We start from the raw sequence: 14,061 nt of genomic DNA on the forward strand, positions 1-14,061 counted from the left end.
TCCGCAGCCGCTTTCCGGCGATCGAAAATACAAGAACCCGCGGCATGTGCCGCGGGTTCTTCCGTTTCAGGCTATGGCTGCAGGTCTTGGCCTCAGGCCGCCAGCACCGCCAGCAGCAGGAGCGCCACGATATTGGTGATCTTGATCGCCGGATTGACGGCCGGGCCCGCCGTATCCTTGTAGGGGTCACCGACCGTATCACCGGTGACGGAGGCCTTGTGGGCTTCCGATCCCTTCATGTGGCGGTTGCCGTCCTTGTCGACGAAGCCATCCTCGAAACTCTTCTTGGCATTGTCCCAGGCGCCACCGCCGGAGGTCATCGAGATCGCCACGAACAGGCCGTTGATGATGACCCCGAGCAGCGAGGCACCGAGCGCCGCGAAGGCCGAGGCCTTGGAGCCGGAAATCACCAGCACGCCGAAATAGACGACGATGGGCGCCAGCACCGGCAGCAGCGACGGCAGGATCATCTCGCGGATGGCTGCACGCGTCAGGATGTCGACGGCGCGTCCGTAGTCAGGCTTCTCGGTACCCAGCATGATGCCGGGGTGGTTGCGGAACTGGATGCGGACTTCCTCGACGATCGAGCTTGCGGCGCGGCCGACGGCGGTCATCGCCATGCCGCCGAACAGGTAGGGGATGAGGCCGCCGAAGATCAGTCCGGCGACGACGTAAGGGTTGGCAAGGCTGAAGGAGATCTCGCCGACATCGGCGAAATAGGGATATTGCGCGCCGTTTGCGGCGAAGTAGCTGAGGTCGTTGGAATAGGCGGCGAACAGCACCAGCGCGCCAAGGCCGGCGGAACCGATCGCATAGCCCTTGGTGACCGCCTTGGTGGTGTTGCCGACCGCATCCAGCGCATCGGTGGTCTTGCGCACTTCCGGCGGCAGTTCCGCCATTTCGGCGATGCCGCCGGCATTGTCCGTGACCGGGCCAAATGCATCGAGCGCGACGATCATGCCCGCAAGCCCGAGCATGGCCGTGACCGCGATGCCGGTGCCAAACAGCCCCGCAAGCTGGTAGGTGGAGATGATGCCGCCGATGATGACGATCGCCGGCAGGGCCGTCGATTCAAGCGAGACCGCCAGCCCCTGGATGACATTGGTGCCGTGACCGGTGACAGAGGCCTGGGCGATGGAGTTGACCGGCCGCTTGTTGGTGCCGGTGTAGTATTCGGTGATCACCACGATCAGCGCCGTGACGACAAGACCGAGGATGCCGCAGAAGAACAGGTTGGTGCCGGTGATATCCATGCCGGCGACGGCGCCGATTGAGCCCCAGCCGATGGTCAGCGAGGTGGCGACTGCAAGGCCGACGATCGACAGCAGGCCGGTGACAATCAGGCCCTTGTAGAGGGCGCCCATGATCGACCCGTTGGTGCCGAGCTTGACGAAGAAGGTGCCGATGATCGAGGTGATGATGCAGACGGCGCAGATGGCCAGCGGATAGACCATGATGACGCCAAGCGTCGGAACGCCGGCAAAGAAGATCGCCGCAAGCACCATGGTGGCGACGACCGAGACCGCATAGGTCTCGAACAGGTCGGCTGCCATGCCGGCGCAATCGCCGACATTGTCGCCGACGTTATCGGCGATGGTTGCCGGGTTGCGCGGATCGTCCTCCGGAATGCCGGCTTCCACCTTGCCGACCAGGTCGCCGCCGACGTCGGCGCCCTTGGTAAAGATGCCGCCGCCGAGCCGGGCGAAGATCGAGATCAGCGAGGCGCCGAATCCGAGCGCCACGAGCGCGTCGATCACATGCCGGCTGCCGGGCGCGTTGCCGAAGCCGTAGACGAGGATCGCGTAGTAGATGGAGACGCCGAGCAGTGCGAGGCCCGCCACCAGCATGCCGGTGATGGCGCCCGACTTGAAGGCAATGTCGAGGCCGGCGGCGAGGCTGTGCGAGGACGCCTGGGCGGTGCGGACGTTGGCGCGCACCGAGACGTGCATGCCGATGAAGCCGGCTGCCCCCGAAAGGACGGCGCCGATGATGAAGCCGACCGCTGCGAGGCCCGACAGGAGCAGCCAGGTGCCGATGGCGACGACCGCCCCGACGATCGCAATGGTCATGTATTGACGCGTCAGGTAGGCCTGTGCGCCTTCCCGGATATAGCCGGCGATTACCTGCATGCGCTGATTACCCTGGTCCGCGGCAAGAACCGACCGTGTTGCCCAGCCGGCGTAAACCACCGACAGGAGGCCGCAGACGATCACACCCAGTAGAACTGTCATACGCTTCTTCCTCTCCCAAAAGCCGGCCGCAATGATGCGCCGGACCGTAAGGCAGCGTCTCCCCTCCCAAGGAGTTTGGCCGGCCTTCGCGAGGGAGATTGCGGGCGCTTGGAAATGGCGTCAAGGGGCCACCCGGAAAGGCTGTGCCAGCGACGTCGATCCGTGACGGAAGTTGAAGGAGTTAGAGAGGCTTAGGCCGCAGCGGCCGGCTTCCTGCGCAGCATCAGCGCCGCCAGCAGGATCAGGCAGCCAATGGCCACCGGCCAGATGACCAGGTTCATGAACGACCAGCCCTGCGACTCATACACCTTGCCCGACGAGAAGGACGACAGCGCGACGAAGCCGAACAGGAAGATATCGTGGAAACCCTGCACCTTGTCGGCCTCGTGCGGACGGTAGGTCGAGGCGACGATCGCCGTCGAGCCGATGAAGCCGAAGTTCCAGCCGATGCCGAGCAGCACCAGCGCGCCCCAGAAGTTCCACAGCTCGATCCCGAGATGGGCGACGACGGCGCAAGCCATCAACGTCACCAGACCGAGCGCCACGACACGCTCGGCGCCGACGCGAGCGATGATCATGCCGGTGAAGAAGCTCGGGCCGAACATGGCGAGCACGTGCCATTGGATTCCGAGCGTCGCAAGCTCGGTCGGAAATCCGCAGCCGATGACCATGGCGAGCGGCGCGCCGGTCATGACGAAGCTCATCAGCGCATAGGTGCCGATGCCGCAGATCATGCCGGTGAGGAAGCGCTGGGTGGTGACGATCTCGCGCAGTGGCCGGGCGGGCACCGTGGCGTCGGACGCCTTCTTCATTTCCGGCAGCTTGAGGAAGGACAGGATGACGATGGCGATGAGGCCGAGCGGCAGCAGCGCGAGGAACGTGCCGGCAAAGGTGAACGGCGCAAACAGGTCCTTCGCCCAGATTGCCAGCTGCGGGCCGATGATAGCCGAGACGATGCCGGCGCCGAGGATCCAGGAGATCGCCTTGGGCTTGAAGCTGGACGGCGAGGCATCGGCGGCAGCAAAGCGGATCTTCTGGGTGAAGCCGCTGCTGATGCCGATCACCAGCAACGAGACGGCAAACAGCCAGAAATTGCTGCGCAGGAGCGCGATCGTCGCAAGGACGCCGCCGAGCGCCGCGATGATGGCGCCACTGATGAAGGCCGCCTTGCGACCGAGGAAGCGGGACAGGAATGCGATGCCGATGGCGCCGAGCGCCGTGCCGACGTTGAAGCCGGTGACGGGGGCGGTCGCCAGCGACTTGTCGGCCGCCAGCAACTGGTAGCCGGCAAGCGATCCGACGGAAATCGAAAGCGGGGCTGCCGACCCGAGGATCGCCTGGGCGCCTGCGAGGAACGCGACGTTGCGGCGGGCTGAGCGCAGCTGCCTGTCGAGACCGTTGCCGGTAGTGCCGTCCATGGCTTCAGTCCCGCCGTTGATGGGGTGCCGCTACTTCTTGGTCTCGCCGCGGATCTGCTTGGCCAGCCTGTCCAGCACGGCATTGACGATCTTCGGCTCCTCGCCCTCGAAAAAGGCCTGGGCGATCTCGACATATTCGGTGACGATGACCGGAACCGGCACGTCCTTGCGCTCGGTGATCTCGAAGGTGCCGGCACGCAGAATGGCGCGCAGCGTCGAATCGAGGCGCGACAGCGGCCAGCTTTCCTGGAGAGCCGAGCGGATCAGCGGGTCGATCTTCACCTGGTCGCGTACGACGCCGGCAACGATCGAGCGGAACCACGAGGGGTCCGCCTTCAGATAGGTGTCGCCGTCGAGCTCCTGGCCGAGCCGGTGCTCCTCGTATTCGGCGACGATCTCCAGCACGCCGGTGCCGCCGATATCCATCTGGTAAAGCGCCTGAACGGCCGCGAGACGGGCCGCACCACGCTGGTTTGCCGGCTTTACCGGCTGCTGCAGGTCCTTGGACATGGATCAGGCACCCAGTTTTTCACGCAATTCGATCATCGTCAGCGCCGCGCGCGCAGCGAACCCACCCTTGTCCTTCTCGGACTTGCGCACCCGCGCCCACGCCTGCTCATCGTTCTCGACGGTCATGATGCCGTTGCCGATGGCAAGCGATTCCGAGACGGCCAGATCCATCAGCGCCCGCGAAGATTCGTTCGAGACGATGTCGAAGTGGTAGGTCTCGCCGCGGATGACCATGCCGAGCGCGACGAAGCCGTCATAGTTGACGCCGCCCTGTTCGGCCGCATCCAGCGCCATGGCAATCGCCGGCGGGATTTCGAGGGCACCCGGAACCGTCACCACATCATAGGTCGCGCCTGCCGCCTGCAGCGCCGAGGTTGCGCCGTCGAGCAGCGCATCGGCCATGTCGTCGTAGAAGCGTGCTTCGACGATGAGGAGGTGGGGCTTCAAAGAATCGGTCATGGATCGTCCTGGTCGCAATTCGGCGATTTAAGCTGTTGGGAATTGGCGCGGTCAAACCACGGCAGGCGCGGCTTGGCAAGCGATTTTCACGCGAGGCCCTGCCCGGCCGCTGTTGCAACCGTTGCGTCGCGGCGCAAAGCATCATCCGATTCAGAACCAGCTTGCGCGTGCGTCGTTGCATGCCGGAACATGATTATGGCGGCGGACGCCGTCGCCGGTGGACACCAGCGGCGAGATCAGCCGGCGGCAGCGGACGGGAATTCGGCGAGGCGGGCGGCGTAGCGTGCCATGGTATCGACCTCGAAGTTGACGAAGTCGCCGGTCTTGCGGTCGCCCCAGGTGGTAACTTCCAGCGTATGGCGGATCAGCAGCACGTCGAAATCGGTACCATCGACGGCGTTGACCGTCAGCGACGTGCCGTCGAGGGCCACGGATCCCTTCGGGGCAACGAACCGGGCGAGCGCCTGGGGTGCGCGCAGGCGGATGCGGACCGCCTCGCCTTCCGCCGCAATTGACAGGATTTCGGCCTTGCCGTCGACATGGCCGGAAACGATGTGGCCGCCGAGCTCGTCGCCGATCTTCAGCGCCCGCTCAAGGTTGACACGGGTGCCCGTCTCCCAGCCGGCGATCGTCGTCAGCCGCAGCGCCTCTTCCCAGGCCTCCACCTCGTACCAGCGCGCATTGCTGCCATCCTCGGCCCGCCGCGTCACTGTGAGGCAGACGCCGCCATGCGAGATGGAGGCGCCGATATCGATGGTCGCCGGATCGTAGGCGGTCGCGATACGCAGCCTGATGCCTTCATCCAGCGGCACCCGTTCGGAAACGGTGCCGACGTCGGTCACGATACCGGTGAACATTCAAACGTCCTTTCATAGTCGCAGCAGCGATCGTCGCCGAAGCGATCGGCGCGCACGAGCCTGAACCCAGGCGGCATATCGTCATGGACGAGCGGTGATTCAATCCCGCCCTCGCCGACCAGCACATTCCCCTCGAACAGCAGGATGCGGTCGACCAGTCCGGCATCGAGGAACGACCGGGCAACCGAGGCGCCGCCTTCGACGAGGAGTGACGACAGCCCGCGGGCGGCGAGCGCGGACAGCAGCCGCGGGAGATCGGCGGCCCCGATGATCTCGACCCCCGCCTCAGCAAGCGCCAGGGCATTTTCCGCCGGTCCATCGCCGACGACGATCACCGGCACCTGGCGGGCCGTGGCGACCAGTTTCGAGGTGAGCGGCAGACGCAGCCGGCGGTCCAGCACAATGCGCACCGGCGACCGATCCTGCAGACCGTCGAGCCGCACCGTCAGCTCCGGATCGTCGGCGAGCGCCGTTCCGATGCCGACAAGGATGGCGTCCATCTCGGCGCGCAGCACCTGCACCTGGGCGCGCGACACGGGGCCGGTGATCGCCACCTGGCCGTGGCCGGTGCGGCCGATCTTGCCGTCCTTCGAGACGGCGAGCTTCAGCGTCACGTGCGGGCGACCGTGCCGGTGGCGCATGAGGTAGGCCTGCAGTGCCCGGCGACCGTCTTCCTCCAGCACCCCGCACTCGACGGCGATGCCGGCGGCGTCAAGAATGGCGATGCCGCGGCCCGAGACGCGCGGATCAGGATCGGTGAGGCTGATGACGACCCGGGCGACGCCGGCGGCCACCAGCGCATCGGCGCAGGGTGGGGTCTTGCCCCAGTGCGAGCAGGGTTCGAGCGTCACATAGACGGTTGCGCCGCGCGCGCCCTCGCCGGCCAGTGCCAGCGCCTGGGTTTCTGCGTGCGGACGACCGCCGACTGCGGTGACGGCCGACGCGAGGATGGTGCCGTCCTTGACGACGAGGCAGCCGACCGACGGATTGGTCGAAGTCAGGCCGGTATGCTGGCGCGACAGCCGGATGGCGGCCGCCATGAACCGCCGATCTTCGGGCGTCACGCCCATCGCTTTAAGGATCCACCTTGCTGTCGCGTCCGATGCGGGCGCTGATCTCGGCGATGACCTTTTCGAAATCCTCGGCGTGGCTGAAATCGCGATAGACTGAGGCGTAGCGGACGAAAGCCACGTCATCGAGGCTCTTCAGCGCCTCCAGCACCTGCAGGCCGATCTGCTCGGACGAAATCTCGCTTTCGCCGGAGCTTTCCAGCCGCCGGACGATACCCGAGACGGCGCGCTCGATCCGGTCGTTGTCGACCGGCCGCTTGCGCAGGGCAATCTGGAACGACCGCACCAGCTTGTTGCGATCGAACGGAACCTTGCGGCCGGTCTTCTTGGTCACCATCAGTTCGCGCAGCTGGACCCGCTCGAAGGTGGTGAAGCGCCCGCCGCAATCCGGGCAGATGCGCCGCCGGCGGATGGAGGTGAAATCCTCCGCCGGACGCGAGTCCTTGACCTGCGTGTCTTCGGAACCGCAATAGGGGCAGCGCATCGAACCGTGGTCCTTACATGTAGGGGTACATCGGGAAGCGTTCGGTCAGCGACATGACCTTGCCGCGCACCGAGGCTTCGACGGCAGAATTGCCCTCGTCGGAATTGGCAACCTTCAGTCCGTCGAGCGTCTCGACGATCAGGTTGCCGATCTCGATGAACTCGGCTTCCTTGAAGCCGCGCGTCGTGCCGGCCGGCGTGCCGAGGCGGACGCCGGAGGTGACGAAGGGCTTTTCCGGATCGAAGGGAATGCCGTTCTTGTTGCAGGTGATGAAGGCGCGACCGAGTGCCGCCTCGGCGCGCTTGCCGGTGGCGTTCTTCTTGCGCAGGTCGACGAGCATCAGGTGGTTGTCGGTGCCGCCGGAAACGATGTCGAGCCCGCCCTTGACGAGCGTGTCTGAGAGCGCCTTGGCGTTCTTGACGATCTGCGCGGCGTAATCCTTGAACTCGGGCTGCAGTGCTTCACCGAAGGCTACCGCCTTGGCGGCGATGACATGCATCAGCGGCCCGCCCTGGAGGCCAGGGAAGACGGCAGAATTGAACTTCTTCGCCAGACCCTCGTCATTGGTAAGGATCATGCCGCCGCGCGGGCCGCGCAGTGACTTGTGGGTGGTGGTGGTGGCGACGTGGCAATGCGGGAACGGCGACGGATGCTGATCGCCGGCAACCAGGCCCGCGATGTGCGCCATATCGACCATCAGGTAGGCGCCGACCGAATCGGCGATCTCGCGGAAACGTTTCCAGTCCCAGATGCGCGAATAGGCGGTTCCGCCGGCGATGATCAGCTTCGGCTTGTGCTCCTCGGCCTTGCGAGCGACCTCATCCATGTCGAGCTGGTGGTCGTCTTCGCGCACGCCGTAGGAGACGACGTTGAACCACTTGCCGGACATGTTGACTGGCGAGCCGTGGGTCAGGTGACCGCCGGAGTTCAGATCAAGACCCATGAAGGTGTCGCCGGGCTGCAGCAGCGCCAGGAACACCGCCTGGTTCATCTGGCTGCCGGAATTCGGCTGGACGTTGGCGAAATTGACGCCGAACAGCTTCTTGGCGCGGTCGATCGCGAGTTCCTCGGCGATATCGACGAACTGGCAGCCGCCGTAATAGCGCTTGCCCGGATAGCCTTCGGCATACTTGTTGGTCATGATCGAGCCCTGAGCTTCGAGCACGGCGCGCGACACGATGTTCTCCGAGGCGATCAGTTCGATCTCGTGGCGCTGACGGCCCAGTTCCTTCTCGATCGCGCCAAAGATATCCGGATCGGTTTCGGCAAGCGAACGGGAGAAGAATGCATCTCTATGCGACATGAAGGGGCTCCTTGAAGGAAACTGATGCGAAGGGGTCATAGCCGCCTGCCCTGCCGAGGGCAATACGGCGAGCGACATTTGCAGGCCTGATGGCGCGTCGGGCGGATCGGCGCGGGTTTGCCAAGCGAACTTGAGGCCGGTGGATCAGGTAAGCGCTGCCGCCAACCCCTCACGCTCGAAGGCCGCGTTCAGCGCAAAAAGCAGGTCGGAACGCGTCGCCACCTCGGACCCGACGTCGCGCAGGAAGCAGTGAAACTCGAAGTCGCGACCGCCGCCGCCGATCCGGGTGAGGAAGACCCGCGGCTCCGGCGTGGGCAGGATTGCGCCGTTCTGTCGCGCCACGGACAGCAGCAGCCCCCTCGCCCGCTCGACATCCACGTCGGTCGCGATCGTCAACGGAATGACGATGCGGCCGATGCGTGAACTCAGCGTCCTGTTCTTGACGGTGCCGGAGATCAGGTCTGCGTTCGGAATGATGACGTCGTGACGGTCGAACGTCTCGATGCGCGTCGATCGCACCGCAATCTTGCGCACGACGCCGGAGAACCCCGAGACCTCGATCCAGTCGCCTTCCTTGATCGGCCGCTCGACGAGCAGGATGATGCCGGAGACAAAGTTCGACACGACGGCCTGCATGCCGAAGCCGACGCCCACCGACAGCGCGCCGGCGATGATGGCGAGGTTGGAGAGATCAAGGCCGGCGGCCGAGATGGCGATGAGCGCCGAGAGGATGACCCCGACATAGCCGACACCGGTATTGACGGCGTTGCGGGCGCCGCGATCGATGCGGGTCTTTGGCAGCACGACGCGGTCGACGATCCGCTGGATCCAGCGGGTGAGGAACAGGCCGACGAGGAAGCTGACGACGAGGACGAGGAACACCTTGGGCGACAGCCTTGCGCCACCGATATCGATGCCGTTCTGGATGATCCGCCAGACCTCCGACACCTCCGCCGTGCGAGCCCCCCAGATCAGTGCCAGGAGCGGTACGCAGAGCAGCACGATGACGACGCCGAGCAGCATCGAGACCAGCGCTGCCGTCGATTCCTGCCGGCGGAAGCCGCCCCTCACCGGCACCATCAGCGCATAATGCAGGATGAAGGCGAGCCCGAACACGGCAACACTTCCCATCAGCGGCGCGAGTGCTGCCCGCGCAAGCGGCACGTAACCGAGCGCCGCGGCCACCAGCGACAGCACGGCGAGAACCTGCATCAGTCGTGCGCACACGGTGAAGAAACCAGGTCCGAGCGGATTGTCGTCGTCAGCGCCGGCGCTTTGGTGCAATTCGTCGGCGACCGACAGCAGGACGCGGGCGAGACCGGCGAGCACAATCGTGCCAATGACGATGCTGACGCCCTGCAGCGCCGCGAGCCCGGCCGGCGAGAAGGCGAGATCCTCGCCTGCACCATCGACGATCGCCTCTGCCGTCAGCGACGCGGCAAACGCTATACCAAGCCAGTAGCAGGCCCGCGCCGAGCGGTCTCCGAGATGCAGCAGGCGGATCAGCGGCTGCTGCGGGGAAAACAGGATGCTGCCGATCCAGGCAGCCAGAAGGAAGATGAAAAACGATACGATGACGGCCGCAGACAGTCCTTCGGCGCTGGTCGGCCCGATTTCCAGCAGCACGAGCGCCAGCAGCAGCATCGACGCTGCAAGGAGGCCGAAGATCAGCCGTAGGAGATGAATGCCGGCGACCTGGACGAGAAAGGTCGAGGAGCCCGGGCTACCGCGAACCCGGCGTTCCAGCCGGGAGAGCACGAGGTGACCGAGGCCGACCGGCACGAGCAGCGCGGCGAGCGCCAGAAGGGCTGCGGGCAACAGCCTGTTCTCGAAGGGGGCAACCGGTTCACCATCCTGCGTCCGCGGCCGAATCGTGTCTTGCCTGACCTTGGTGTAGTAGCGGACGAGATCCGACCCGGCGGCGCTCCAGCTCGAGGGCATGAGCGGGGACGGCTTCTGCGCCAGCAGATCGCTCGTCGAGCGCGAGCGAACCAGCGCATCGAGCTCCTCTATGAGGACGTTGGCGCGGGCAAAGGCGAGCCGGGCGGCAATCGCCGGCTCCTCGGCGCGCGACAGCGTCTCGGTCAGCTGCTTGCGCCGGGCGGCCAGCGGCTCGGGCTCGGTCTGATCCTTGGCCGGCGCAGGTCCCAGGGTCGCAACCTGCGCCTTCAGGACGCGGATCACGACATGGCCGGAATCGGCGATCGTCTCGGCTTGAGCACGCTGCTCGGCAAGCTCCTGCCGCAAGATCTCCAGTTCCTCCGTCGAGGCCCTGCCCGCCTGCAGCGCTTCTTCGCCACGGGTCGCTGTCCGCTCCCATTCGGCGATCTGCGCCTGCGGGTCGGCCGGCGATGCGGCCGGCAGAGGCGGAGCCGCAGTCTGCTGGGCAGAGACACCGGGTGCCGGTAGGAAGGAAAGCGCCAGGAACAGGGCCAGGACCGCGCCGCAGCGCAGCGGCAGAAATGGGCGACGGACAGGCATCATCGACGGGATCGATCCTTGAGAGGCGGCGTGCGCCGCTCCCCCAGCGGATCGGCCCTGGCCGAATGAAGCAGAAGCGAGGCGCCGCCGCAACCGGCGGTCCACCCGCAGCCTCCGCACCGCTCGCACAGAGACCCATCCTGCGACGAGCATCCTGTCCGCCAGCACAAAAAAAGGCGAACCCGAAGGTCCGCCTTTTCCTGAAATCCATGTTCCGTCGCTTATTGCGGCAGCATGTCGTCGTCGATCGAGCCGGCCGACTTCTCGATACCGGTGGTCGTCTGCAGCGCCAGCTCCTGATTGCCGTCGCGCTGGTAGATGTCGTCGCGGAACTGCACGACGCGGTCCTTCGCCGACCATGCGGTGATGTAGACGATGTAGACCGGCACTTCCTGGGCCAGCTTGATCGGCGTGTTCTGGCGGGCGTTGATGACCCGCTCGATTTCCTGGCGCGACCAGCCGGGCGTATCGCGCAGCAGCCAGGTGACCAGGTCGCGGACGTTCTGGACGCGCATGCAGCCGGACGATTCGAACCGCATCAGCTTGTTGAACAGGCCCTGCTGGGGCGTGTCGTGCATGTATTCGTTGTTCGGATTGTGGAAGTTGATCTTCGTCGAGGCCATGGCGTTGATCTTGCCCGGGTCCTGGCGGAACATCAGGTTCGGTGCCTTCGGCGCATTCCAGTCGACGGTTTCCGGCGCCACTTCCTGACCCCTGCCGTCGAACAGACGAATGTTGTTGCGCGTCAGGTAGGTCGGATCCTTGCGCATCAGCGGCACGATGTCCTTCTCGACGATCGAGCGAGGTGCCGTCCAGTAGGGGTTGAGGATGACCTCGTAGACCTTCGAGTTGATGGCATGCGTCGGTCGGTCGATGCGGCCGACGACAGCGGTGTTGCGCAACGCGACGCGATCGTTCTCAACGGCCTCCACATAGGCTGCCGGAATGTTGACCATCATGTAGCGGTTGCCGAGATCGCCGGCCATCGACTGCAGGCGCACAAGGTTGGTCTCAAGCTGCATCAGGCGCGTCTGCGCCGGAATGTTCATCGCCTTGACCGAATACTCACCGAGGACGCCGTCGGCCGGCAGGCCGTGGCGGGCCTGGAAGCGCTTGACGGCACCGTCGACATAGCTGTCGAAGGCGCTGGAGATGCCCGCTTCGCGCGGCAGGTCGCCGGCGATCATCAGGCGCTGGCGCAGCTGCTGGACCGCCGGATCGCTGACGCCGATGCGCAGCGTCTGCTGCGAGTTGACTTCCGGCCAGCCGCCGTTCTGGACGATGTCCTGGTACTGCGCGATCGCCTGCTGGATATTGGCAGGGCCGGTCGGGCCGAGGACGGGATTGTTGGACGTGACGCCGACAGCCGAACGCGATGTCCCACCATCGAACTGATCATCCCACGTGCCGCGGCGCGGCGACGAGATCAGCCCCTGGAGGGCATCCTGCGCCAGAGCCGGTGCAGCAAGCGTGGCCGCTCCAAGGGAGACGGCAGACCGCAGCAGGGTCCGGCGGGAAACAAGTTCGGATTCGCTCTTTTTCGACATCATTCGATCCATGTTATCCGCAAGCACATCGGACAGTGCCTACAGCGATATGGTTAATAAAGCGTCGTGCGGGAAAGGCCAAAAGCCCGCATTGTCCAATCTCGGCGCATCCGCACGCGGACAAGGTCCGGACGGCTCGCTTCCACGCGCTACAACTGCCTCTGGCGGTCCCATAGCAATATGGCCAATTCTTGTCAGGAGGCGGCGTCTCACATCCACGTGTTGCCGCGTGACCCTGACGCGACAGCCCGGCGCCCTGCACCGCGCGCAAACGCGAGAAAACCGGACGCGCAGGGAACGCATCCGGTTTTGATCGGAACTGGAGGTATTTCTGGGAGTGCAGCGACGCGGGACCGGTGGATCAGACCCGTGGCGGCCGGGGCCTCACATGCGGTAGGCGATCGAGTCGTTCCAGAAGCGGTCGAGGCGCTGGAGCAGCTTGTTCATCTGGCCGAACTCGCTTTCGCCGATGCCGCCGACCTTTTCGATCGAGCCGATGTGGCGTTCGTAGAGCTTGGCGACGACTTCGGCGATTTCCTGACCGGACTTGGTCAGGCTGATGCGGACCGAGCGACGGTCGATGCGCGACTTCTGGTGGTTGATGAGGCCGAGATCGACGAGCTTCTTGACGTTGTACGAAACGTTGGAGCCCAGGTAGTAGCCGCGGGAGCGAAGCTCGCCGGCGGTCAGTTCGGAATTGCCGATGTTGAAGAGGAGGAGTGCCTGGACGGCGTTGACATCGTCGCGACCCTGGCGGTCGAACTCGTCCTTGATGACGTCCAGCAGACGGCGGTGAAGACGTTCAACCAGGTGGAGCGATTCCATGTACAGGTTGCGGATGGCGTCGTCGTGGGTCTCGGCTGCTGCGGTTGCCTGCGGCTTGATCTTGGTGTTCAACATGTCTGCCTCACTGTTTTGTTTGGCGGTGTCTGTTTCTTCCCGCCTTGTGAGTGACACTATCGAATGCGCATAAAATTCGACTTAAAACACACGGCTAACAGCTGCTTAATGCCCACAGGCGAAACGCCGCGAATCGCTGACAGGTGCTGCGCTCGGGTATTTGACCTCAATAAAATCAGTTGGTTAGGCGCAAAAACTGCCGTCAACAGGGCCGTCAAAGCTTAGAAATCAGGGTAAATCAACCCTTACCCGCTCTTCCATCTTGCGCTTTTCCTCCAGCCAGAGAGCCAGTCGGAAGACGATATAGAGGGCGGCGACCAGCCCGTGCAGCAGCGGCACGATAACGTTGTGGCCGTAGATTTCCGGCCAGACCCGGTACATCAGCAATTGCGCTCCCGCCGCCATGACCCACAGGACCGCACCCCAGGAGGTTGCAAGCCAGAGGCCGAGCGAGACGACGGGATAGGCGACGGCAAGCGCCGAAGCGGCGACGCGCCACGGCAGGCTCAGAAGATCGAAGCGGGCCCGCCCGTCGAAGCTGTAGCCCACCAGCATGGCCCAGTACTGCAGGCCGAACCAGAAGCACAGGATAGCGGTCAGCCGGAGAAAGACCACGAACAGGATCTCGACGAGGCTGGATTTCGGCGTGACATGTGAATCAGGTTCCATGCGGCGAAGATAGCGGGCTTTCCAACGGCTTGCCAGCGGTGCGGCAGCCTGTCCCTTCGCAAACACCGGCGCGGCATGATAAGTCGCGTTCGACATCGACACCGTGCGGAAGAAAAGACCAAAGAGGCCCGT

General features: G+C 64.8%; 12 protein-coding genes. All 12 read right to left on the reverse strand.

Annotation, left to right across the window (positions count from 1 at the left end):
* Positions 1–92 precede the first annotated feature (92 nt).
* Complete coding sequence (locus AAIH46_RS07660; protein WP_430305179.1) at positions 93–2,231, reverse strand: sodium-translocating pyrophosphatase; 2,139 nt, start codon at positions 2,229–2,231, stop codon at positions 93–95.
* Positions 2,232–2,422: 191 nt separating this feature from the next.
* Positions 2,423–3,649, reverse strand: a complete 1,227-nt coding sequence (locus AAIH46_RS07665) for an MFS transporter (RefSeq protein ID WP_430305181.1) — start codon at positions 3,647–3,649, stop codon at positions 2,423–2,425.
* A gap of 30 nt (positions 3,650–3,679) precedes the next feature.
* Entirely contained in the window at positions 3,680–4,159 is a 480-nt protein-coding gene (gene nusB, locus AAIH46_RS07670) for a transcription antitermination factor NusB (protein WP_430305182.1), read from the reverse strand.
* Between the two features lie 3 nt (positions 4,160–4,162).
* Positions 4,163–4,618, reverse strand: a complete 456-nt coding sequence (gene ribH / locus AAIH46_RS07675; RefSeq protein ID WP_430305184.1) for a 6,7-dimethyl-8-ribityllumazine synthase — start codon at positions 4,616–4,618, stop codon at positions 4,163–4,165.
* Positions 4,619–4,854: 236 nt separating this feature from the next.
* Positions 4,855–5,475, reverse strand: coding sequence for a riboflavin synthase (locus AAIH46_RS07680; RefSeq protein WP_430305186.1), 621 nt, complete (start codon positions 5,473–5,475; stop codon positions 4,855–4,857).
* Positions 5,457–6,545 carry a bifunctional diaminohydroxyphosphoribosylaminopyrimidine deaminase/5-amino-6-(5-phosphoribosylamino)uracil reductase RibD gene (ribD, locus tag AAIH46_RS07685; protein ID WP_430305187.1) on the reverse strand — a complete coding sequence of 363 codons (1,089 nt, stop codon included), beginning with the start codon at positions 6,543–6,545 and terminating at the stop codon, positions 5,457–5,459. The genes AAIH46_RS07680 and ribD overlap by 19 nt, the downstream gene beginning before the upstream one ends.
* A gap of 4 nt (positions 6,546–6,549) precedes the next feature.
* On the reverse strand, positions 6,550–7,029 hold the full coding sequence (gene nrdR / locus AAIH46_RS07690) for a transcriptional regulator NrdR (protein ID WP_430305188.1): 480 nt from the start codon (positions 7,027–7,029) through the stop codon (positions 6,550–6,552).
* A 13-nt stretch (positions 7,030–7,042) separates the two neighbouring features.
* Entirely contained in the window at positions 7,043–8,332 is a 1,290-nt protein-coding gene (gene glyA / locus AAIH46_RS07695) for a serine hydroxymethyltransferase (RefSeq protein WP_430305190.1), read from the reverse strand.
* A gap of 144 nt (positions 8,333–8,476) precedes the next feature.
* Positions 8,477–10,816 (reverse strand): DUF3772 domain-containing protein, encoded by a 2,340-nt coding sequence (locus tag AAIH46_RS07700; RefSeq protein ID WP_430305191.1) that lies wholly within the window; start codon positions 10,814–10,816, stop codon positions 8,477–8,479.
* A gap of 218 nt (positions 10,817–11,034) precedes the next feature.
* On the reverse strand, positions 11,035–12,360 hold the full coding sequence (locus AAIH46_RS07705) for a L,D-transpeptidase family protein (RefSeq protein ID WP_430305192.1): 1,326 nt from the start codon (positions 12,358–12,360) through the stop codon (positions 11,035–11,037).
* A gap of 384 nt (positions 12,361–12,744) precedes the next feature.
* On the reverse strand, positions 12,745–13,257 hold the full coding sequence (ldtR, locus tag AAIH46_RS07710; protein WP_430306514.1) for a transcriptional regulator LdtR: 513 nt from the start codon (positions 13,255–13,257) through the stop codon (positions 12,745–12,747).
* 231 nt (positions 13,258–13,488) lie between these two features.
* Complete coding sequence (locus AAIH46_RS07715) at positions 13,489–13,929, reverse strand: DUF6163 family protein (protein WP_430306515.1); 441 nt, start codon at positions 13,927–13,929, stop codon at positions 13,489–13,491.
* Between the last annotated feature and the right edge of the window lie 132 nt (positions 13,930–14,061).

It is taken from the genome of Rhizobium sp. 0TCS1.26, from assembly GCF_050455525.1.
In the GTDB taxonomy this organism is placed as follows: Bacteria; Pseudomonadota; Alphaproteobacteria; order Rhizobiales; family Rhizobiaceae; genus Neorhizobium.

Coding starts and splice junctions, on each gene's coding strand:
- AAIH46_RS07660 (WP_430305179.1), bottom strand. CDS start 2,231: ATGACAGTTCTACTGGGTGTGATCGTCTGCGGCCTCCTGTCGGTGGTT.
- AAIH46_RS07665 (WP_430305181.1), bottom strand. CDS start 3,649: ATGGACGGCACTACCGGCAACGGTCTCGACAGGCAGCTGCGCTCAGCC.
- nusB (WP_430305182.1), bottom strand. CDS start 4,159: ATGTCCAAGGACCTGCAGCAGCCGGTAAAGCCGGCAAACCAGCGTGGT.
- ribH (WP_430305184.1), bottom strand. CDS start 4,618: ATGACCGATTCTTTGAAGCCCCACCTCCTCATCGTCGAAGCACGCTTC.
- AAIH46_RS07680 (WP_430305186.1), bottom strand. CDS start 5,475: ATGTTCACCGGTATCGTGACCGACGTCGGCACCGTTTCCGAACGGGTG.
- ribD (WP_430305187.1), bottom strand. CDS start 6,545: ATGGGCGTGACGCCCGAAGATCGGCGGTTCATGGCGGCCGCCATCCGG.
- nrdR (WP_430305188.1), bottom strand. CDS start 7,029: ATGCGCTGCCCCTATTGCGGTTCCGAAGACACGCAGGTCAAGGACTCG.
- glyA (WP_430305190.1), bottom strand. CDS start 8,332: ATGTCGCATAGAGATGCATTCTTCTCCCGTTCGCTTGCCGAAACCGAT.
- AAIH46_RS07700 (WP_430305191.1), bottom strand. CDS start 10,816: ATGATGCCTGTCCGTCGCCCATTTCTGCCGCTGCGCTGCGGCGCGGTC.
- AAIH46_RS07705 (WP_430305192.1), bottom strand. CDS start 12,360: ATGTCGAAAAAGAGCGAATCCGAACTTGTTTCCCGCCGGACCCTGCTG.
- AAIH46_RS07715 (WP_430306515.1), bottom strand. CDS start 13,929: ATGGAACCTGATTCACATGTCACGCCGAAATCCAGCCTCGTCGAGATC.